The organism is Acinetobacter sp. MD2 (genome assembly GCF_035615575.1).
GTDB lineage: Bacteria > Pseudomonadota > Gammaproteobacteria > Pseudomonadales > Moraxellaceae > Acinetobacter.
On sequence record NZ_VTDK01000001.1, the window covers coordinates 18371 to 40687 of the forward strand.

Here is a 22317-nt window from a genome sequence, read left to right on the forward strand (position 1 = left end):
AAAAAGCAAATCTGACGATTTGCTTTCATTTGAATATGTACAATTTTTAGGTGGCAGCTTGTTCTGAGCTTTCAAGTGCGCTGTCGTAAATTAAAATGGCTTTCCCATCAGTTTCGATCATGCCTTGTTCTTCAAGTGATTTTAATACCCGTCCAACCATTTCACGTGAACAACCCACAATACGCCCAATTTCTTGGCGGGTAATACGAATTTGACGGCCATTTGGTAATAACATGGCAGCAGGCTGGTTGGCTAAATCAATTAAACAGCGTGCGATACGACCTGTTACATCAATAAATGCAAGGTCAGTCATTTTACGCGTGGTATTTTTTAAGCGGCGTGCAAGTTGTGCGAAAACTGCGTAATTTAAATCAGGATATTGCTGACTTAACTCTAAAAAATTTTCATAAGAAATTTCAGCAATTTCACTGATTTCTTTGGTACGTACCTCGGCTGTACGGTGTGGCTCAGTTTCGAATAGACCCATTTCACCAAAAAAATCACCTGCATTTAAATAGGCGACAATAATTTCTCGGTCGTCATCTTCTTTTAAAACAATTGAAACCGAACCTTTTAAAATGAGATAAAGTGATTGCGACTCACTGCCTGCTTCAACAATCGTATTTCGCTTCGGAAAGCGATTAATACTCGCGCGCTTTAATAATGCTTTGACAGATTCTGGCAGATGATTTGGGGAGAGTAGGTCATTTGCAAAAGGAAAAAGGTTAGCTGCCATGATTGTGTTCCCAAAAATAAAACAATAGGCAGGAGATCTGCCTATAAAAAATTAGAAAATTCCTTCTCTAAAAGAATTGTGTTAGTGTACAACTCACACAGTAATCTATATTCTTTTTAGGTAAGTTGCAATGCGATCAACAGTTCAATGGCTAGAGAATGTTGCATTTGAGGCAAAGTCCGAAAGTGGACATCATGTAGTAATGGATGGCTCTCCTGCTTACGGTGGTGAAAACCGTGGTGCGCGCCCAATGGAGTTGATATTAATGGGGCTTGGCGGATGCGCTTCATTTGATATTGTGACTATTTTGAAAAAAGCGCGTCAAGATGTGACCGATGTACAATGTCAATTGCAAGCAGAGCGTGCTGACGCTATTCCTGCGGTTTTTACCAAAATTCACCTTCACTTTGTGGTGACTGGAAAAGCGATTAAAGAAAAGCAAGTAGCGAAAGCGATTGAGTTATCGGCAGATAAATATTGTTCAGCAAGCAAAATGTTGACCGATGGCGGTGTTGAAATTACCCACGACTTCGAAATTATCGAAGCGGCGTGATGACGTTTAAAGTTTGTTTGAAATAAAAGACTGGTTGATTTACCAGTCTTTTTATGCCTGTAAATACTAAAAATTCAGTGTGCTAAAAATAATTGTGGGTCAACTCGTGCATTATTAAGGCTCATTCCCCAATGTAAATGTGGGCCTGTCACGCGTCCAGTTTTACCAACCAAGCCAATTTCTTCGCCTTGATGAATACGTTGCCCAACACGCACTTCAACTTTGCTTAGATGGCAAAACATACTAATCATTCCCTGACCATGATCGACCAAAATAGTATTGCCGTTAAAAAAGTAATTGCCTGTGCCGACCACAATACCGTCAGCAGGAGCAATCACTTTTTGACCTATTGGCGCAGGAATGTCTAAACCTGAATGCGGTGCGCGTTCTTCGCCATTAAAAAAGCGTTTACGTCCAAAGGAATTGCTAAATTTTCCCTGTGTAGGTGCAATAAAACTGGGAAATTTTTGCCATTGTGCGGTTGTGAAACTCTGATAAATTTTGGTCTGTTCTTGGGCTTCTTTTTGGTAACGCGCTAACTGTTCTGCTGAAGGCGATACAAAATCTTGATTTTTAAGTGTGATGTGCTGTTCTGCATAAGGATAGTTTTGCAGTTGAATCGTGACGTTTTCTTTATTCGTTTGGAGCTGTAACGGTTGGTTCAGCGATGCTGATAACGGAATACCAAGTACTGCATATTTCTGATTATTTTCTTGCGTAATTATGACTGGTTGACCATTAAGACTCGCTTGAGTAATTGTTGGTGCTAACTGAATAATCGCAATTCCACCGGGTCTGCGAGAGTCTTGCGGTAATTGGGCAAAAGATTGCGTTGTATAAAGAATGCTAGCTGCATAGAATAGTGTTTTGAATAATAATTTTTGCATGTCTAGTTAAACTTAAAAGAAGATGGCTTAGATTAAATCATGCCATGCTTAAATATACTTAATTGTAAATAGTTTTTCTGGATAGAAAAACAGCCATTGATAGGCAATAGCTGTTTTTAATTTTGAGGGAAAGATCAATTAGAATTGATAGTTTAGGCGAAGTAGGTAGTTTCGCGGTGTACCCGGCATAGAATCTGAACGCCAGTATTCTTTATTGGTTAAGTTATTCACCGCTAAAGTCATGCCCCAATGTTCGTTTTTATAGCCCACTGCTGCATCCATACGATTAAAGCCATCAATTTTTACAGGTGTTCTACTTAGGTTTCCATTTGGATAGCTATAGAATGATCCTTGATATGTCACACCTGTTTCTAGATAGATATTTTCGGTCGGCAAATAACGTACAAACAAATTGCCTGTGTTTTTAGATACTTTATCTAATGGATTGTCAACGGTTGAAGGGTATTGTTGGTTTTCCTTAACTTTCGCATCTGTATATCCGTAACCACCACGCACAAATACGTTATCAAGTACCCGACCAATAAAGCTAAATTCAGCACCTTTAGATTGGTATTCTCCGGCTGTCGCCCATACGTTTGGTTGATTTGTTGAATCCGGTTGATAGCGAATATTGTGTTTGCGAATATCGAAAAATGAGAGTTGGGTATTTAGACGTTCATTGAACCAGTCGCTTTTTATACCAATTTCATATTGATCATTATATTGAGGTTCTGCATCAAAAGTCGCTAAATTTTGAGTTGCACTAACAACGCTTAACCCCATGTTTCCGCCAAAGGGTGAAAAGCTTTTGCTATATGAGGCATATAAACTGTGCGCTGGAACGGGTTGCCAGACAAAGCCAATATTTGGGCTAACTGTTTCATTGGTTACGGCTGTTGATTGTCCATAAGTTTTTGAAGTCGCGAGTTTATCTGTGGTTTTTGCCTCATAATAATCGTAACGCAGCCCTAACATCATTTTGAATTGATCGTTAAAACTTACCAAGTCTTGTACAAAAGCACCATAATTTGTGCCTTCATTATAATTATGCGCGGTAATTAATTTTTCGTGATTATCGCGATTGAATTGGCTTAATTGTCCTGTTTGAGGATCAAAAAATCCTGAAATTACCGAGTTATCTACATTTTTATTAGACAACAATGGTTCACGTTGTTCGTAAGTCCAATCTGTACCAATTAAAATATTGTGTTTAATGGCACCAGTATGGAATTCACCAGTAATGTCCCAAGTATTTGACGTAGTCTTATTTGTGGTTTGCTGCCAGTAATAAACTTGTGAAATTTTACCTACATTGCCATTACATCGGCGATCAGCAGGCGCAACGTAATTTGGGCTTTTTGGACTATCACTTTCACCATTCGAAGGTGTTGCATCTGTAGAACATAAAGTGCCAGCATAAAAATGGTCAAAATTTTGTTCTGTTTCACGATGGCTTAAGCCCCAATGAAATTTCCAATTCGGTGCAAATTCATATTTAACATCAGTTCTGGCAGTTTTTAATACGTCATTGACGTAATCACCATTTTGAGCAAAACCTTGCTTGATAGATAAATCAGAAGCTAAATCATTATAGCTTGGGCCACGATCAGGCACACGATTCAATTTATCGTAAGTCGCTTCTGTTGTCCAAAGCAGTTTGTGATCATCGCTGCGGTAAGTGATGCTTGGCGAAAGCATAAGTTCGTTTGCACCAATTCCGGAGCGAAAACTATTGGTATCCGATTTTTCACCGACCAAACGCACCGCCCAATTGTCATTCACAATTTGGTTTAAATCGATGGTGCCGCCAACATTATTATATGAACCAGTATATAGCCCGACTGTGCTTGGAGATTCAAAATTGGCAAATTTGGTGACCATATTGATCACACCACCGCCACCACTACGGCCATAAAGTACAGAAGCAGGGCCTTTTAAAATCTCAATACGCTCGACATTGGCAGTACTGCGGCGAATTTGTCCACTTTCACGGACGCCATCGCGGTAAATATCGCCTGTATCTGCACTAAAACCACGGAGCATAATGCCGTCACCACGCATATCGTAATTGGTCGATACGCCCGGTGTGCCTTGAAGCATGACGCTTAAATCATTCGCACCATAAATTTTATATTTTTGCACATCAATAGTATCAATGGTTTGTGGAATGTCTTTTTTCTTTAAACCATTACGGGTCACATTGGCTTGATCGTAATCAATATAACTTTTGATCGGATCAAGCTCGCTCATAGCTTCAATTTTGATGGTTGGAAGAACAGCATTGCTATTATTGGTTACTTCATCTGCCCATACAGAATGGGTTTGAGCAACAAGCAGAGCCAATAGACTAAGTTTAAAATGGACTGGGAACTGACGCAAAGGATAACCTCAAAAATAGTAACGAGAATGACTATTGTTTAAATTTACAATTTTGAGAGATTATATCCATATTTTTTCCATAATCTAGTGGAAATTTTAGCCTGTGAATTATCTGTATAATAAAAAACCAATGTGCCCTTGAAAAATGACAAGACGCTCTCATTTTTATATAGTGGATTATCTTTTTTTATTTTTCTTAGGTGCTTGAAAATAATGAAAATTTTATTGAAAAAGATGAGACCATCCCCATTTATGTATTAAATGAAAATAAGTGATGAGGTAGAACAATAATGCGTTTTGAGAAATTTACCAATCGACTCCAACAAACGCTTTCAGATGCGCAATCGCTTGCTACAGGTAAAGATCATGCAGCCATTGATAATCTGCATATTTTAGCAAGCTTACTTGAAGAAGCATCGAACCAAAGCCTATTGCAACAAGCTGGTGGACATTTAGCTGAGCTAAAACAAAAGTTGGATCAGGCGCTCAAAGATGCCCCGACCATTACTAACCCAACGGGCGATGTCAATTTAAATCCAGATGCTATCAAAGTATTGAATTTGGCTGATCGTTATGCGCAAAAAGCCGGCGATGAGTTTTTATCGACCGATTGGGTTTTGTTGGCCTTAACCGAAACGGGCAGTAGTCAAAATGTGTTGAATAGTGTTGGTGTGACCACTGCAAGCTTACGTAAAGTTATTGAATCTATTCGAGGTAATGAAAAAGTCATGAGCAATAATCATGAAAATCAACGAGATTCACTTAGTAAATATACAATCAATTTAACCGAAAGAGCATTGGCAGGTAAACTCGATCCAGTCATTGGTCGAGACGATGAAATTCGCCGTACCATGCAGGTGTTGTCGCGCCGTACTAAAAATAATCCTGTGTTAATTGGTGAGCCGGGTGTCGGTAAAACGGCTATTGTAGAAGGTTTGGCGCAGCGGATTATTAATGGCGATGTACCAGAAAGCCTGAAAGGCAAACAAGTTTTGTCACTCGATTTGGGCTCGCTTTTGGCGGGTGCGAAATATCGCGGTGAATTTGAAGAGCGCTTAAAAGCGGTACTCAATGATTTAGCCAAAAAAGACGGTCAGGTCATTCTTTTTATTGATGAATTGCATACATTGGTGGGTGCAGGTAAAACTGATGGTGCAATGGATGCTGGTAATATGCTTAAACCCGCTTTAGCGCGTGGTGAACTACGCTGTGTCGGTGCAACCACTTTAGATGAATATCGTCAATATATCGAAAAAGATGCAGCACTAGAACGTCGTTTCCAAAAAGTTCAAGTTGATGAACCGAGTGTTGAAGATACCATTGCCATTTTACGTGGCTTAAAAGAAAAATATGCAACCCATCATGGGGTGCAAATTTTAGATTCGGCCATTATTGCGGCGGCAAAAATGTCGCATCGCTATATTACCGACCGTCAATTGCCCGATAAAGCCATTGATTTAATTGATGAAGCGGCATCTCGTATTAAAATGGAGCTGGATTCTAAACCTGAAGCACTGGGTAAACTTGAAAGTCGTTTAACCCAGTTGAAAATGCAATTTGAACAAGTGAAAAAAGAGGAAGATTCTGGCTCGAAAGCTCAGGCTGCATTGTTAGAGCGTCAAATTACTGAGGCGCAGAAAGAATATAATGATCTTGAGGAAATTTGGCGTGCCGATAAAGCCTTGGTCGAAGGCAATAAAGATGTCCAAATTAAACTTGATCAAGCTCGCGTTGCCTTTGAAAAAGCACAACGTGAAGGCGATTTGGCCGAAGCCGGACGCTTGCAATATGGTGTGATTCCTGAGTTGCAAAAACGATTGGAACAGATTGAAGTTGCTGAAGAAAATGAAGCGCCGAAGTTGTTACGTAATAAAGTGACAGACAATGAAATTGCTGAAGTGGTGAGTGCGGCAACCGGTATTCCTGTGGCAAAAATGCTGCAAGGTGAACGTGAAAAATTGTTGCATATGGAAAGTTTCTTGCATAACCGTGTGGTTGGGCAAGAAGAAGCGGTTGTGGCGGTGTCGAATGCGGTGCGTCGTTCACGCGCAGGATTGTCCGACCCGAATCGTCCGAGTGGTTCATTCTTGTTCCTTGGGCCAACAGGCGTGGGTAAAACCGAGTTGACCAAAGCATTGGCGAACTTTTTGTTTGATAATGACGAGGCCATGATTCGCATTGATATGAGCGAATTTATGGAAAAACATTCGGTCAGCCGTTTGGTGGGTGCACCTCCGGGCTATGTGGGTTATGAAGAAGGTGGTCTACTGACCGAAGCTGTGCGCCGTAAACCATATAGTGTGGTGTTGTTCGATGAAGTTGAAAAAGCCCATCCCGATGTCTTTAACATCTTACTTCAAGTGTTAGATGACGGCCGTTTAACCGACTCGCAAGGTCGTGTGGTCGACTTTAAAAACACCGTAATTGTGATGACATCTAACTTGGGTTCTCAAGATGTACGCGAACTTGGCGATCACGCCAGTGATGATGAAGTTCGTGCTGTGGTAATGTCGGCGGTTGGTCAACATTTTCGTCCTGAGTTTATCAATCGTATTGATGAATTAGTGGTGTTCCATTCACTTAAAAAAGCACAGATTCGAGGCATTGCGGATATTCAGCTTGACCGTTTACGCAGTCGTTTAGCAGAGCGTGAAATTAGTTTAAGTGTTGAAGATGATGCATTTGATATTCTAATTGATGCAGGGTTTGACCCAGTATATGGTGCGCGTCCACTAAAACGTGCCATTCAACAACGGGTTGAAAATAGCTTGGCTCAGAAAATTTTGGCAGGTGAGTTTCAAGCAGGAGATCAAATTGTGATTCAAGCGAATCATGGTGAGCTTGTTTTCAGAAAGTTGAAATTGAATTAAATTTCCTTAAATAATGAACTAAAAAAATGGATATCTTATTTAGATATCCATTTTTTTATTCTGTGATAAAAATTGCATTTTTATTTAGATAACGTATGCTAAACACACAATTCAAAACAAAATATATCATTTTTGAGAGATTTTTATGAAGAAGAAAGCAATTGTGCTCGCCACTTGCGGTGTATTGGTCAGTGGTATGGTAGGAGCGCAATTTTACGCCGATCATCGTTTAAAAGCATATTATTCCATGCAAGAAATAAATAAAGATAAGCGTATTCAAAAGCAAGCAATGAATATTGATATGGGAATGTGGTCGGGTCATGCAAATTGGTCGTATAAGATCTTAATTGATCCATGTCAGCCAAATAAATTTGTGGTGATTAAAGGTGTTGATAAAATTCAACGCAGTTGGAATGGCTTTAATATTCACTCTGATATTAATTTAGAATTACAGGGTGAAAGTGCGAAGCAGTACCAAGAACTTTTAAAAGGTAAGGCATTATTTACAACCGATTCTAAATTAAATTGGTTAGGTAATTTGAATGTAAAATTAACCAGTCCAAGTTTAGAGTATAGAGATAGTGATTCTCATGTGGTATGGAGTGGGATGGATGGTACTTTAGCGTTTAAACAAGACCAAGGCGAGTTTGATTTAACACAAATGAATGTCAATATGCCTGGGCTGACAGGCAGTTCTGGTGGAAATTATTTAAGTTTACAAAGTATGGTGTTAAAAGGTAAAGGAGGGCTTTTAGGGCAAACGCTGCGTTCTGGAGATAATGAATTTACAATGAATAAAATGTTGATTGTGAGTCAGAAGTCGAAGCAGCCTATGAATATCGAACTGCAAAAACTTAAGTTTAGTTCGGATGTTGATGTAGATTCAAAAGAGACCTCGCTTAAAAATACATGGTCGATTGAACAAGTTAAATCGAATAACCAACAATTTAAAAATATTAAAATAAATTTTAATATTGCAGGGCTTGATTCGAATGCTTTACAGCAGTTCATTCGTATTTCTAATAAAGGTGTTTCTGAGTGTAGCGCAGAGGCTCAAACAGCACAGCAACAACAATTAAATCAACAGCTTGTTAACTTAATGGCACATGGTTTAAGTTTTGAATCTAAAGATAACCAAATAGAAGTAGGTACATCAAAACTCAGTGCGACTGCAACAGGTAAAGTACCAGCGCATGCGTATACGAATATTCAAGATATTTCACGTCAAATTGGAAAATTGGTCGAAATAAATGCCAATGCAGAAATGGATAAATCATTTATACGTGAAGTGATGAAAGCTTCAGGGCAAGCATCAATGAATATGTCTGAACAAGATTATGAAATGATGTTACAACAAATGGTGAAAAATGCACATGCGCAACTTCAAGACAATAAAGTCAAGTTTGCAATGAGCTATAAAAATGGGAATGTAAGTTATCCATAAATATTGATTCTATAAAATTTCTTGTATAAAAAAATCGAGCCAATCGGCTCGATTTTTTATTGCTGCTGAAACTTAAACGGCAAAGTGTTTAATTTTCCATGCACGGTGGATTTTCTGATTACGCTTAAAGTCTAAACCAATGGTTTCGTTGGTAATTTCAACCACATCAAACATGGCTTCAATTTCTTCGTCCATTTCAAAACCACGGTAGTTATTGGAGAAATAGACCACACCGTCTGCACTTAGGCGGTTCATTGCACGTTTTAATAATGACACATGGTCACGTTGTACGTCAAAAGTACCGTAAAACTTCTTCGAGTTCGAGAAGGTTGGTGGGTCAATGAAAATCATGTCATATTGTTCATGACCTTCTTTAAGCCAGTCAAAACAATCGCCAGTAAAGAACATGTGTTGTTCATCGGGATGATCAACGGTTAAGCCATTTAAGACAAAGTTTTCTTTAGACCAATTAATGTAAGTATTTGAAAGATCGACACTGGTCGTACTTGCCGCGCCACCCAATGCTGCGTGTAAACTTGCAGTTGAGGTATAACTATATAAGTTTAAGAAATGCTTACCTTTGACTTCAGCAGCAATGCGTAAACGCATTTGACGGTGGTCTAAGAACAGACCTGTGTCTAAATAGTCAGTTAAATTGACTAAAATTTTGGCTTTGCCTTCTTGCACAATAAAACGCTTCGATGCAGTGCTTTGCTTGGTATATTGGTTTTTACCTTCTTGGCGTGCACGGGTTTTAATGAAAATAGCATCACGACTTAAACCTGTGACCGCACGAATGGCAGCTAATGCTAAGTTAAAACGCTTTTTGGCTTTTTCTGGGTCGATGGTTTTAGGTGGTGCATATTCTTGCACGTGTAAACGATCGCCGTATAAGTCGACCGCGACATTAAAGTCGGGTAAATCGGCATCGTATAAACGTAAGCAGTAAATATTTTCTTTCACAGCCCATTTTTTAAGTGCTTGTAAGTTCTTTTGCAAGCGATTGGTAAAATCTTGCGCACCTTCAATTTCGTCAAAGGTTTGTGGCTGCCAGTTGGCTAAGAACGGTTGGCTATTTGCAACAGGTTTAACTTGCCCTAAACGAATGTAAATTGGCAATTTACCATTCATTAAACGTAAAGTTTCAGGCGCATTAAATGCCAATACATCGGCTTGTTCAATTTGTGCAGCAATAATTGCAGCATATTGATTAGCGAAGTTTTTTTGTAATAATGCAGATAAACCTAAATATAATGCACGGTTCGAGGCTTTTTCACCTAAACGCTCACCGTAAGGCGGGTTGGTCACTACAAAAGCAGATTTGCTGTGATCAAACTCAGGCCAGTCGGCAAGCGTGCGTTCTTCCAATTGAATTTGGTCAAGCAATTGCTCAAAACCTGCGGCAATAATATTTTGCTTGGTGGCTTTGACTGCTTCCCAATCTGCATCGAAGGCATAAAATTGAGGCAAGGTTTTTTCTAAAGCTGCTTCATGGCGAGCAGCCGCTTCGGCTTTAATGTTCATCCACAATTCATGGTCGTGACCATGCCAACCATTAAAGCCGAAACGACGCACTAAACCTGGCGCGCGGTCGGTTAAAATCATTAATGATTCAATAATAAATGTACCTGAGCCACACATTGGGTCAAATACAATTTCAGGTTGGCGTTCATGCAATTTGGCTTTATGTAAAATTGCAGCTGCCAAGTTTTCTTTAATTGGTGCGTCAGTCATATAGCGGCGATAGCCACGTTTATGTAAAGAATCGCCCGATAAATCTAAGCAATAAGTGTGCGCGGTTTTACCTGCGGCAATAAAGAGCGTAATTTCAGGTTGTTTGGTGTCGATACTTGGGCGTTTGCCGACTGCTTCCATAAAGGAATCGACCACGCCGTCTTTGGCACGCAAAGTCGCAAACTGACTGTTCACTTTAATTTCACGGTCAACATGTAAACGAATGGCAAACGTACTTTGTGGTGCAAAAATTAAAGACCAATCAAAGTTAATTGCACCTTCGTAAAGTTCTTCGGCAACATCACGGGCATCGTGACTAAATGGAATTGGATGCTCTAAAATTGGCTTAACCACACGCGAAGCCAAACGTGACCACATGCAAATGCGGTAAGCAGTTTCAAGTGTTCCTTCAATAATGAGACGACCCGGCTTACGCTCTACAGTTTTTGCACCTAACTGAGCAATTTCATCTTCTAATAGTAGCTCCAAACCATCGGCACAAGTAACCCAATAGGTAGATAAGCGTTGCGAGGCATTCATCAAAATTTCCAAAAACAAACAAGCAAAGGAGAATTTTAGCCTATTTTTAACTTTTTCGCTTTGAATTATTTGCAACTTTTTTGCCATTTTCTGACTGCGAAAAGTTCTCAATTTCCGTTACAATAGTGCCACTTCGCATAGCTAAAGGAATCTCTCATGCATTTGGCCGCATTGCATACCCCGAGTCAGATTCAACTCAATCAAGATGGTAATCTAAAACATTTTCTAACCATCGAAGGTTTATCTAAACAAACACTTACTAAAATTCTCGACACTGCTCAATCTTTTATTAATGAAAATAACCAGTTAATTACTTCGCCACTGTTAGAAGGGCGCACGGTAATGAATCTGTTCTTTGAAAATTCTACGCGTACTCGAACTACTTTTGAAGCCGCAGCAAAACGTTTATCTGCCAATGTTTTAAATATTGATATTGCCCGATCAAGTACCTCGAAAGGCGAAACGCTGCGAGACACGTTGTGGAACTTACAAGCCATGGCAGCAGACATTTTTGTGGTGCGCCACTCTTCATCGGGAGCGGCGCATTTTATTGCCAAAGATGTTTGTCCAAACATGGCGATTATTAATGCAGGCGATGGTCGTCATGCCCATCCAACCCAAGCCATGCTGGATATGCTGACCATTCGCCGTGCCACCAAAAAGCCATTTGAAACTTTAAGTGTGGCAATTATTGGTGACATTAAGCATTCACGGGTGGCGCGTTCAGATATTGCAGCGTTGCAAACTTTAGGTTGTACCGATATTCGGGTGATTGCACCAAATACCTTATTGCCCTTTGGTTTTAGTGAATATGGCGAAGGCGTGCGTTTATTTAATAATATGGATGCAGGTGTTGCTGACTGTGATGTCATTATTGCACTACGTATCCAAAATGAACGGATTGATTCGCCGGCATTGTCTTCACAAGCTGAATTCTACAAAATGTATGGCTTAAATGAAGCGCGTTTAGCATTGGCTAAACCTGATTGTATCGTCATGCATCCAGGGCCAATGAACCGTGGGGTGGAAATTGCATCAAGCATTGCCGATGGCCCACAATCGGTGATTTTACAACAAGTAACGAATGGTATTGCGGCACGTATGGCCGTTCTTGCATTGACCATGCAAGGGCAATTACAAGAACAAGGTTTAATTGACGCGATGATGGTGTAAGGAAAACTCATGAGCAGTGTAAAAATTGAAAATGTCCGTATTCTTGACCCGATTCAACAATTAGACCAAATTCAAACGGTTTATTTTAAAGATGGACAACGTGTTGATGTATTAGATGCAGTAGATCAAACCATTGATGGCACAGGGCATTGGTTAATGCCGACCATGGTTGATTTATGTGCGCGTATGCGTGAACCGGGGCAGCAGCAACATGGCACTTTGGCATCGGAAGGAAAAGCCGCACGTCAAAATGGTATTTTACATGTCATTACGCCACCCGACTCAAAACCGGTTGTGCAAGACAATGGCGCTCTCATTCATGGTTTAGTTGAAAAAGCATGGCAAGATGGGAAAATTCATTTACAGGTGATCGGTGCGCAAACGCAAGGACTACATGGTAAGCAACCTGCAAATATGGCAGGTTTAAAAAAAGGAGGATGTACGGCAGTTTCAAATGCAAATGCTGCTTTTGCTGACGATGATGTTGTGCTTCGTACTTTAGAATATGCCGCAGGTTTAGACCTCACGGTTGTGTTTTATCCAGAAGAACACCACATTGCTAAAGATGGTTGCGTGCATGAAGGCTTTATTGCATCTCGCCAAGGTTTACCGATGATTCCTGTGATGGCAGAAACAATTGCCATTGCAAAATATCTGATCATGATTGAAGCAACAGGCGTTCGCGCACACTTTAGCCTGCTTTCAAGCGGTGCAGCAGTTGAGTTAATTGCAGCTGCCAAAGCTAAAGGCTTGGCGGTAACTGCCGATGTGGCGATGCATCAGCTCCATTTAACCGATGACTTAATTGATGGCTTTAATTCACTGGCACATGTGCGTCCGCCACTACGTTCAGCACAAGACAAAACACAATTACGTGATGGTGTAAAGTCGGGCGTGATAGATGCAATTTGTACTCACCATGAACCGTTAAGTGCTTCGGCAAAAATGATGCCTTTTGCCGAAACGGAACCGGGAATTAGTGCATTTGATAGCTACGTGGCTTTAGGGGCACAATTGGTACGTGAAGGTATCTTTAGTCCATTACAATGGGTTGAAAAAGTCACGCTTGCACCTGCAAAAGTGGCCAATATGCGCGCACGTTGGGAGCGCGAGGCAGGATGGGTGTTGGTCAATCCTGAAGAAAAATGGCAGTTAGATACAAAAAGCATGTACTCACAAGGGAAAAACACCCCATTAATTGGGCAAGAGCTACAAGGTAAAGTCATTGCGGTTTTTGCAGCACAGCATTAAGACGTAAATACTAAAGTTAAAAACGCCGACATTATTGTCGGCGTTTTTATGCACATGAAATTTTAAGTGAATGGTTTAAGATGCATTGAGGTTTTCATTTGCAATTTCTGTTGTGGCAGCTTCCTTTTTCTTTTTTGCCTTTCTCTTTTTTTTCTTTTTGCCTTTGTCTTCTTCCTCAACTAACTCGCCATCTTCAATGGCTTGCCAATATTCAAGTTGTTGCATCACTGCTGCATAAATTGAATTTTTGCTGTAATTGCCTTTTTTATCGAGCTGACCGACAGGGTGTGCCATTAAAATTTCTAAGGCTTGGTCAATGGTGCTAATCGCGTGAATATGGAATTGACCTTCTTTTACGGCATCAATCACATCTTGACGTAACATTAAATGCTGCATGTTTTGTCGAGGAATAATTACACCTTGCTTGCCCGTTAAACCTTGCAATTTACAGGCATCATAGAAACCTTCAATTTTAGCATTCACACCCCCAATTGGTTGCACTTGTCCAAGTTGATTCATCGAACCTGTAATGGCCCAAGATTGATCAATTGGTAGTTGGCTAATCGCTGAAATGAGTGCGGATAATTCTGCTACGGTTGCGCTGTCCCCATCGACTTGTCCATAACTTTGTTCAAAGGCCAAAGCGGCAGAGAAATGCAAAATCTGCTCACGTCCAAAGTGGGCTTTTAAAAAGCTCGACATTAATAACACGCCTTTGGCATGTAAAGAGCCGCCCAACTCCACACTACGTTCGATATCTAAAATATCGCCACCACCTTGATAAACCGATGCTGTTAAACGAGAAGGCAGACCAAATTCAACATCGGCATAATGAATCACCGACAAGGCATTAATTTGTCCTAGACGATACCCACGGGTTTCAATCAGCTGTGTCCCACGCGATAAGTCTTGCCAATACAATTCTCGCAAATAGCCTAAACGATATTGGCGATGTTGTAAGGCTAAATTAATGTGCTTATCTGTGACTGTCTTATCGCCTGATTGTGAGGCGTGATGATGCGATTCACGAATTAAATCGCCTAAGGTTGAGGCATGTAGAGATAATGAACTTTGATCTTCAGCTTGGCGGCTTGAGTCGGTGAGTAAGGCAGATAATGCGGAGCGTTCAAAAGGGAGGAGTTTATCGGCTTGAACGTAGTCGGCAATGAGCTGCATATAGGCTTGTTCATTGCTTTCGTTACGTTGTAATGTGTCGGTAAAGTCAGCGCGAATTTTAAAAACGCTGCCAAGCTCTGGCTCTAATTCTAAAATTTCATAATAAATTTCAGGCTCGGCCAAAAGAACTACTTTTAATTGTAGTGGAATTGCCGCAGGTTCAATCGAGATACTGCCTGTTAGGGTAAGCATATGCTCAAGTGAAGATAGTTTTAACTGTCCCGATTTCAGCGCACGTTTAAGTCCTTGCCAAGCATACGGTTGTTCAAGCAATTGCTCGGCTTCAAGCATTAAAAAACCACCATTTGCACGGTGTAATGCGCCCGCACGAATTAAGGTAAAGTCTGTGCTAATGGTGCCATTTTGCGTCAGTTGCTCGACATGGCCCAATAAGTTGTAGTGGGTTGGAAAGTCCTCGAAAATAACAGGCGCACCACTGTTGGCACTGTTGCTAATGACGACATTGGCTTGGTAGCGTGCAGGAATACGACTAAACACCGTTGGGGCGAAGTCGTCTTCATCTTGATCTAAAATTGTCTCGACATTTTCAATAATGTCTTTGGCATATTGTTTTAAAAACTGCTCTAAACCTTTTACGCCATCAAATTTATTTAAAATTTGATCCATCCGTGGTTGTACCACTTGCGTGGCAATATCACGGTTCAGGTCAGAGACTTGGTCACGAGCATCGTCTTCAAGGTTACCTAGATGTAAGCCTAAGCGTTCTAACTTTTTATCCATATAACGCATGTTGGCATGAATTTCGGCACGTTGTTTACTACCAAGAGCAGTCATCTCTGCTTCAGTCATTTCTTGAACAGCGTCATCTTTGGTATGGGTTGGAACGAAACAGTGCTGTTCATTGCGTGAAATCAGTTTAAGGTTGAGTCCTTCACCTTCTTTGGTCAGTTCAATGAGGGCAAGTTGCTGCTCTTGGCCTGCATCCTGACGAATACGTTCAATCCGATTATGATAGGTTTCGGCACTAAAGCGGCGTTCTAATTGTTTTAAAATGACTTGCCATGCTTGATGTAGTGCGGTTTGAAATTTTGTGCCGTGTGTTGCAGGAAAAGACAACGCAATCGGTTGGCGTGGATTTTGGAAATTATTGACATATACCCAATCGTTTGGCGTTGGCATCGTTTTGGCGTGTTGCTTGAGTAAACGCTTAATCATGGTGCGTTTGCCCAGTCCTGCGGTGCCCACAGCAAAAATATTATAGCCTGCATAAGGCAAAGAAATGCCTGCTTCAACCGAGGCTTTGGCACGGTCTTGCCCTAAAAAGTTATTGAGCGGTTTAATACGACGTGTCGAAGCAGGAATGCTGTCTAAATTCAAAACATGGGTGAGCTGTTCAGGTTCAAGTTTTGTTTGTTGCAATGTTTGTTGTATTTCAGATTGATCAAACGCAGAGCGCAATGTTTGCTGAGCTTGTTGTTGAGTTGAGTCTAATTTATTCGCAGAGAGTACAGAGTTCATTTGATCGAGTCTTTGAGTCACAGTTTAATTCCACAACAGGTGTTGATTGGAAATTTAAAGGTATACAGGTTTGTCTTGAAAGATCAAGCAGCATACGTAAATTAACATGAAAAAAGCATAAAGCTGCGCTTTGCTGTTGCAAGATCTGCCGATAAGAGTTCAAATACTCAAGTGATAAGAACAATGGAATTTTTCCACACAATGACCTCGCAACACCAAAATTGGACGCAAGCCTTTCGGGCTTTTTTAGATCGTCGTGCTTTAATTATGCTGTTTTTAGGTTTCTCTGCGGGGATTCCCATTCTGCTTATTTTCTCAAGTCTATCTTTGTGGCTTGGCGAAGCAGGCATTGACAAAAGTGCAGTGACTTTTTTTAGTTGGGCAGCATTGGGCTATTCGTTTAAATTTGTTTGGGCGCCGTTAATTGATGAACTTCCTGTTCCATTTTTAAGTAAACGCTTGGGGCATCGCCGTGGATGGTTGTTGGTAGCCCAGCTTCTGATTATCTGTGCAATTAGTTTGATGGCATGTTCTGACCCTGCATTAGGACAACATGCTTTAATTCAAATGGCAATTGGTGCAGTTTTACTGGGTTTTTCTGCGGCAACGCAAGATATTGTGATTGACGCATACCGAATTGAGCTTGCCGAAACTAGCATGCAAACCGTGTTGGCATCGACCTATAACGCAGGTTACCGAATTGGCATGATTGTAGCGGGTGCGGGCGCTTTATTCTTAGCTGCATCTTTAGGCACATCCAAAGGTAATTATATTTATAGCGCATGGCAAACCACCTATTGTGCCATGGCTGCGGTGATGAGCGTTGGGATTATTACCACTTTAGTGATTCGTGAACCTGTTGTGCAGCGTAAAGCGAAAAACTATCATAATCAGGATTATTTTCGCCTTGTTTGTGTGTTTTTCTTGGCGGTTACCGCGTTTGTGCTGAGTTATATTGGTTTAGGTCAAGTGCTTGAAGCCTTGGAAAAAGCGTGGCAAATTCAAGGCAATTTGATTTTATTTGTGTTTGAAAGCTTACGTTTTTTTGCTTCAGGATTAATCGCATTTTTACTGGGTAGTGTTTTAGTTAAATTAGGCGTTGTTCAAGCGCAAATGGCAAAGGACACTTGGGTGACTCCAATTCAAGATTTCTTTAGCCGTTATGGGGTGAAACTGGCGCTGTTCTTATTGCTGCTAATCGGTTTTTATCGCATTTCCGATATTATCGCAGGGGTGATATCGAATGTTTTTTATCAAGATTTAAACTTTAGTAAAGAGCAAATTGCAGCCGCAGTTAAAGTTTATGGCGTATTTTTTTCATTGCTTGGTGGTTTTTTAGGTGGTTTGTTGGCACAGCGGATGAACATCATGAAATTGATGTTTGTCGGTGCAGTTTTAGCCAGTAGTACCAACTTAATTTTTATTGGTTTGGTTAAATCAGGCGAGCCACTGGGCAAAGTAACTGTGCATGTGGGGCAAAATGTTTATCAAGCACAGCCTGATGATGTGGGATATTGGCGTATTCAAGTTCCGAATGAGCAGCTAGCATTGCAACAACAACTGACTGTAGAAACGCAATATGCAGGATCAGCAAGAGAACCGTTGTTGTTAAATGTGCCTTATTTAAAGCAAAGTGCTCAGCCCCAGATTCTACTGTTTCCGATTCAAGACAAGCATTTGATCAATGCAATGACGCAAAAGCAAAGTTTAGTGGTTTCAGGGCAGGTGGCTCATATTCAACGCTCGAATTTGAACGCAGATGCTCCCATACAGTTGATGCTTGCAGGAAAAACCTATAGCGCAAAATTAGATGAAAGTGGGGTGTTTAGTAGTGCAATTCCAAGCGATCAGCTTTCAGCCCTTGCAAAAAATGGGCTTGTTGCACGTTTGAATACGAATGTACCGCAGGTTCCAGCCATTGAAACGCAGGTTATCTTATCTAAAGCGAATACAAAGGCTGCGATAAGTTCCGATTTAGACCTTGAAATAAATGCTATCCCTGTTGTTACGTCACAAACAGGCAGCACCGAAATTAAAGGTAAAGTGATTAAGCCGTATAATAAACTTTGGTTATATTTTGCAATAGTCGTAGACAATATGGCTTCAGGATTAGCAGGTGCAGCGTTTATTGCCTTTTTGTCTAGCTTAACCAGTGTTTCTTTTACGGCAGTACAATATGCAATTTTTAGTTCATTAATGACCTTAACCCCAAAAATTCTGGGAGGTTACTCAGGTACTATCGTGAGCCATATTGGTTATCCAAAATTTTTCTTAATGACCACGTTAATTGGGATTCCTGTCCTTATTTTAGTGGCATGGGTTGGAAAATTATTGCACCATCATCAGCAAAAATCATCTTAAAAAGAGGAAACGATTATGCGTATGCTTCATACCATGTTACGTGTAGGCAATTTAGAGCGTTCATTGACGTTTTATACTGAAGTGCTCGGTATGCAATTACTTCGTAAAAGAGATTATGAGGACGGGCGATTTACTCTTGCTTTTGTCGGTTATGGTGATGAAGATCAGAATACCGTCTTAGAGCTTACCTATAATTGGGATACTGAGCATTATGATTTAGGGAATGCCTATGGACATATTGCCATTGGTGTTGAGGATGCTTATGCTGCTTGTGCTGAGATTAAAGCGCGTGGTGGCAATGTCGTACGTGAAGCTGGACCAATGAAGGGCGGTGTAACGGTGATTGCATTTGTAGAAGACCCTGATGGTTATAAAGTTGAACTCATTCAGCAAGATCATAATGCGCAGAATAACTAATGAAATAATTCGCAAAAGAACAAGTTTTTGCGTATAATATGCCAAACTTGTTGAACCTAGCCCTAACACTATGTGTTTCGGTGGGTCAAAAGAATGGTCTGTTGTGGTATTGATCTGCTTGAAAAGGCATTCCTTGTTTTGTTAAACGCAAATAAGAGTGATCAATTGCGATGACAGCATAACCTTCTTAACTTAGGAGCATCGACCATGCGCGCCGATATTCACCCAAAATATGAAACTTTAGTTGCAACTTGTTCTTGCGGTAACGTAATTGAAACTCGTTCTGCACTTGGTAAAGAAACACTTTACTTAGACGTATGTTCAGCTTGCCACCCGTTCTACACTGGTAAACAAAAGAACGTGGACACTGGCGGTCGTATCGACAAGTTCAAACAACGTTTTGCAGGCATGTCACGTTCTATCAAACGTTAATCATCGCTGTTGCAATACAAAAAACGGGCAATTTGCCCGTTTTTTGTTTTTAAGTCTAGATTTTTTATGCTTTGTATAATGAGCTATATTGTATAAAACCCACTTTCGTGGGTTTTATATTTAAATCTTAGCGTGCATTGCGACCACGACCACGCGGTGCTTTGGTATTTGGGCGGGTCGTACCATTGGTTTTACGACGTGGTTTTTCACCTTCTTCCATTTGCCAAATGCGTTTTGTACCTGACTTTTTCGGTTTGCCATCTTTATCTTTACGAACCATCGGCTTACCACCTGTACCACCTGGTTTTTTCACATAAGAACGTGAACGATAAGGTTCTGCGGCAGGTACATCTTTAAAATCTGGATAAAGTAAAGGCTCAATTTCTTTGGTGTCGCCAGGAAGTAAGCCCAACTGAACAAGGTCGATCGCACCAATTTTTGTACGAATTAATCGTAAAGTTGGGAAACCAACGGCAGATGTCATACGGCGGACTTGGCGGTTACGACCTTCACAAATTGAAATTTCTACCCAAGAGGTTGGGATATTGGCACGAAAACGTACAGGCGGCGTACGTTCCCATAACCATTCAGGTTCAGCAACTTTAGCAACTTTCGCTGGTAAAGTGATGCCATCATTTAATTCAACACCTTGGCGTAATTTTTCTAGTGCTTCTTCAGAAATGTCACCATCAACTTGTACAAAATAAGTTTTATATTTTTTATTTTCAGGATTGGTAATAAATTGGTTTAAACCGCCATGATCGGTCAAAAATACCAAACCTTCAGAGTCCATGTCTAAACGACCTGCAATGCGTAAGCTTGGATCATCGACAAAATCAGACACCGTCATGTGTGCTTCGTCTTTACGGAATTGGGAGAGAACGTCATACGGTTTGTTCAAAATGACAATTTTCATAACATGGACTTCTTTGAATAAGCTGGAAATAGGGTGGCAAATGCGGATAGGGCAAAATCAAGTTGCCTTAATCAATCACAGCAAAATGTGCATTCATCGCACAAAGAGATAAAAATAAAGGCGGCTATTGTCTATTAATCATAGCATGGATTCAAGTATTCGCCTGAGCTTCATGTATATTGCACTTTAAAATGACGATTTATGATGAGTTTGTTATATAAAATGACTGATCTCTAATCAGCTAGCTTGTCTATAGATTGATTGTTCTTAGAAGCTGTGAAACAAGATTTAATTTATAAGGGTTTTAAAAGAAAATCAAGCTGAGTGTAAAGTAAGCAAAATCACTAAAAATGCTATGTATAGCAGAATAAATTGGAATAAATGAAGATAAAGCCGATAAGATAACGCCATTCAGATATCACATCATTTTTAGCTTATACAAATTGCATCAAATTGACGTTATTTTATAATTTGTATTAGGCTTGAGCAAGAATAAAGGAGAGAAGACATGAATGGGCTTCTAATCGTTAATATTGTCTTATTTATAGGCATGTTAATTTTACTTGCACAAACTCGAAAAACTGAGTGGAGTTTGGCGAAAAAAGTTTTGGCAGCACTGCTACTAGGTGTGGTCTTCGGTTCGGGGCTGCATTGGGTTTATGGTGATGGTAACGCACTACTGAAAGAATCGATCAGTTGGTTCAATATTGCGGGTAACGGTTACGTTAAATTGCTACAAATGGTGGTCATGCCGTTGGTCTTTGTCTCTATTTTAAGTGCCGTAACGAAGTTGCATGCGGCATCATCTTTAGGGAAAATTAGCTTTTATAGTATTGGCACATTATTGTTTACCACCGCAATCTCGGCTTTGGTAGGGATTTTGGTCACCAATCTATTTGGGTTAACGGCACAAGGGCTTATTCAGGGTGATGCTGAGTCTGCACGTTTAGCCGCAATTCAAACCGATTATGTGGGTAAGTTGACCGATTTAACTGTACCACAAATGGTTTTGTCATTTATTCCAAGTAATCCTTTTGCAGAATTAACGGGTGCAAATCCAACCTCTATTATTAGTGTGGTGATTTTTGCGGTATTTTTAGGTTTGGCTGCATTACATTTAATTCGTGATGACCAAGCGCAAGGACAACGTATTTTATCTGCCATTCAAACCTTACAAGCATGGGTGATGAAGCTCGTACGTTTGGTGATGACTTTAACCCCTTATGGCGTATTTGCCTTAATGACCAAGGTGGTTGCAAGCTCGAACCTTGCTGAAATTCTAAATTTGGGTGGTTTCTTAGTCGCATCTTATTTGGGTTTAGGGATTATGTTTGTAGTACATGGCATTATTTTGCTATTGGCAGGCATTTCACCGCTTAAATTCTTTAAAAAAGTAGCACCTGTGCTGACTTTTGCTTTTACCAGTCGTTCAAGTGCAGCGAGTATCCCTTTAAATATTGAAGCACAAACCCGTCGTTTGGGTATTCCAGAGTCTATTGCAAGTTTCTCAGCATCATTTGGGACAACCATTGGGCAAAATGGTTGCGCTGGATTATATCCTGCCATGCTTGCGGTAATGGTTGCACCAACATTAGGGATTAATACCTTAGATCCAATTTGGATTGCATCGTTGGTTGGGATGGTAACGTTAAGCTCAATTGGTGTGGCAGGCGTGGGTGGCGGTGCAACTTTTGCTGCTTTAATTGTATTGCCTGCCATGGGCTTACCTGTTACTTTAGTGGCGCTATTGGTGTCGATTGAGCCTTTAATCGATATGGGGCGTACTGCTTTAAATGTGAATGGTGCAATGACCGCTGGTATGGTGACCAGTCAAATTTTAGGACAAACCGATCATATTGTCTTTGACCAAGATGAAATTGCATTAACCCAACAACAATAATGTAAAAGTTTGCATGCACTATATGAAAAGCCAGAGTTTAAATCTGGCTTTTTTATCTGTAATGGTTGT

General features: G+C 40.4%; 15 protein-coding genes. 9 read left to right on the forward strand and 6 right to left on the reverse strand.

Features of this window, described 5'->3' with window-relative positions; all coding sequences use genetic code 11:
- Positions 1-46: 46 nt before the first annotated feature.
- Entirely contained in the window at positions 47-736 is a 690-nt protein-coding gene (gene crp, locus FXN70_RS00095) for a cAMP-activated global transcriptional regulator CRP (protein WP_324645392.1), read from the reverse strand.
- A 130-nt stretch (positions 737-866) separates the two neighbouring features.
- On the opposite strand from crp, the gene FXN70_RS00100 reads away from it, so the two are divergent.
- Positions 867-1289 carry an OsmC family protein gene (locus FXN70_RS00100; protein WP_324645393.1) on the forward strand — a complete coding sequence of 141 codons (423 nt, stop codon included), beginning with the start codon at positions 867-869 and terminating at the stop codon, positions 1287-1289.
- A 74-nt stretch (positions 1290-1363) separates the two neighbouring features.
- Here FXN70_RS00100 and FXN70_RS00105 read toward each other — a convergent pair whose 3' ends face one another.
- Both FXN70_RS00105 and FXN70_RS00110 read right to left on the reverse strand, forming a co-directional pair.
- Complete coding sequence (locus FXN70_RS00105) at positions 1364-2176, reverse strand: peptidoglycan DD-metalloendopeptidase family protein (RefSeq protein ID WP_324645394.1); 813 nt, start codon at positions 2174-2176, stop codon at positions 1364-1366.
- A 138-nt stretch (positions 2177-2314) separates the two neighbouring features.
- Complete coding sequence (locus FXN70_RS00110) at positions 2315-4555, reverse strand: TonB-dependent siderophore receptor (RefSeq protein ID WP_324645395.1); 2241 nt, start codon at positions 4553-4555, stop codon at positions 2315-2317.
- A gap of 290 nt (positions 4556-4845) precedes the next feature.
- On the opposite strand from FXN70_RS00110, the gene clpB reads away from it, so the two are divergent.
- Together clpB and FXN70_RS00120 are read left to right on the forward strand one after the other, a co-directional pair.
- Positions 4846-7425, forward strand: a complete 2580-nt coding sequence (gene clpB, locus FXN70_RS00115; protein WP_324645396.1) for an ATP-dependent chaperone ClpB — start codon at positions 4846-4848, stop codon at positions 7423-7425.
- Between the two features lie 145 nt (positions 7426-7570).
- Complete coding sequence (locus tag FXN70_RS00120; protein ID WP_324645397.1) at positions 7571-8869, forward strand: DUF945 family protein; 1299 nt, start codon at positions 7571-7573, stop codon at positions 8867-8869.
- A 72-nt stretch (positions 8870-8941) separates the two neighbouring features.
- Here the strand turns inward: FXN70_RS00120 and rlmKL are convergent, their stop codons facing one another.
- On the reverse strand, positions 8942-11143 hold the full coding sequence (gene rlmKL / locus FXN70_RS00125) for a bifunctional 23S rRNA (guanine(2069)-N(7))-methyltransferase RlmK/23S rRNA (guanine(2445)-N(2))-methyltransferase RlmL (protein WP_324645398.1): 2202 nt from the start codon (positions 11141-11143) through the stop codon (positions 8942-8944).
- Positions 11144-11299: 156 nt separating this feature from the next.
- Here rlmKL and FXN70_RS00130 point away from each other — a divergent pair, with 156 nt between their 5' ends.
- Together FXN70_RS00130 and FXN70_RS00135 are read left to right on the forward strand one after the other, a co-directional pair.
- Positions 11300-12316: an aspartate carbamoyltransferase catalytic subunit gene (locus tag FXN70_RS00130; RefSeq protein WP_324645399.1), complete on the forward strand. Its 1017-nt coding sequence runs from the start codon at positions 11300-11302 to the stop codon at positions 12314-12316.
- A gap of 9 nt (positions 12317-12325) precedes the next feature.
- A complete protein-coding gene (locus tag FXN70_RS00135; protein WP_324645400.1) occupies positions 12326-13567 on the forward strand; it encodes a dihydroorotase in 1242 nt (413 codons plus the stop codon).
- Between the two features lie 75 nt (positions 13568-13642).
- On the opposite strand, the gene FXN70_RS00140 is transcribed toward FXN70_RS00135, so the two are convergent.
- Positions 13643-16243: an ATP-binding protein gene (locus tag FXN70_RS00140; RefSeq protein ID WP_324645401.1), complete on the reverse strand. Its 2601-nt coding sequence runs from the start codon at positions 16241-16243 to the stop codon at positions 13643-13645.
- A 180-nt stretch (positions 16244-16423) separates the two neighbouring features.
- On the opposite strand from FXN70_RS00140, the gene FXN70_RS00145 reads away from it, so the two are divergent.
- The 3 genes from FXN70_RS00145 to rpmE all read left to right on the forward strand — a co-directional run bounded on the left by FXN70_RS00145 (position 16424) and on the right by rpmE (position 19432).
- Positions 16424-18583 (forward strand): AmpG family muropeptide MFS transporter, encoded by a 2160-nt coding sequence (locus FXN70_RS00145; protein WP_324645402.1) that lies wholly within the window; start codon positions 16424-16426, stop codon positions 18581-18583.
- A gap of 15 nt (positions 18584-18598) precedes the next feature.
- The gene (gene gloA / locus FXN70_RS00150) at positions 18599-19000 is read left to right on the forward strand and encodes a lactoylglutathione lyase (protein ID WP_324645403.1); all 402 of its coding nucleotides are present in this window, start codon (positions 18599-18601) and stop codon (positions 18998-19000) included.
- A 207-nt stretch (positions 19001-19207) separates the two neighbouring features.
- Positions 19208-19432, forward strand: a complete 225-nt coding sequence (gene rpmE / locus FXN70_RS00155; protein WP_004989885.1) for a 50S ribosomal protein L31 — start codon at positions 19208-19210, stop codon at positions 19430-19432.
- A gap of 127 nt (positions 19433-19559) precedes the next feature.
- Here rpmE and FXN70_RS00160 read toward each other — a convergent pair whose 3' ends face one another.
- Complete coding sequence (locus tag FXN70_RS00160; RefSeq protein WP_324645404.1) at positions 19560-20348, reverse strand: rRNA large subunit pseudouridine synthase E; 789 nt, start codon at positions 20346-20348, stop codon at positions 19560-19562.
- A gap of 508 nt (positions 20349-20856) precedes the next feature.
- Here FXN70_RS00160 and FXN70_RS00165 point away from each other — a divergent pair.
- Positions 20857-22248: an L-cystine transporter gene (locus FXN70_RS00165; RefSeq protein ID WP_324645405.1), complete on the forward strand. Its 1392-nt coding sequence runs from the start codon at positions 20857-20859 to the stop codon at positions 22246-22248.
- The last annotated feature ends 69 nt before the right edge of the window (positions 22249-22317 follow it).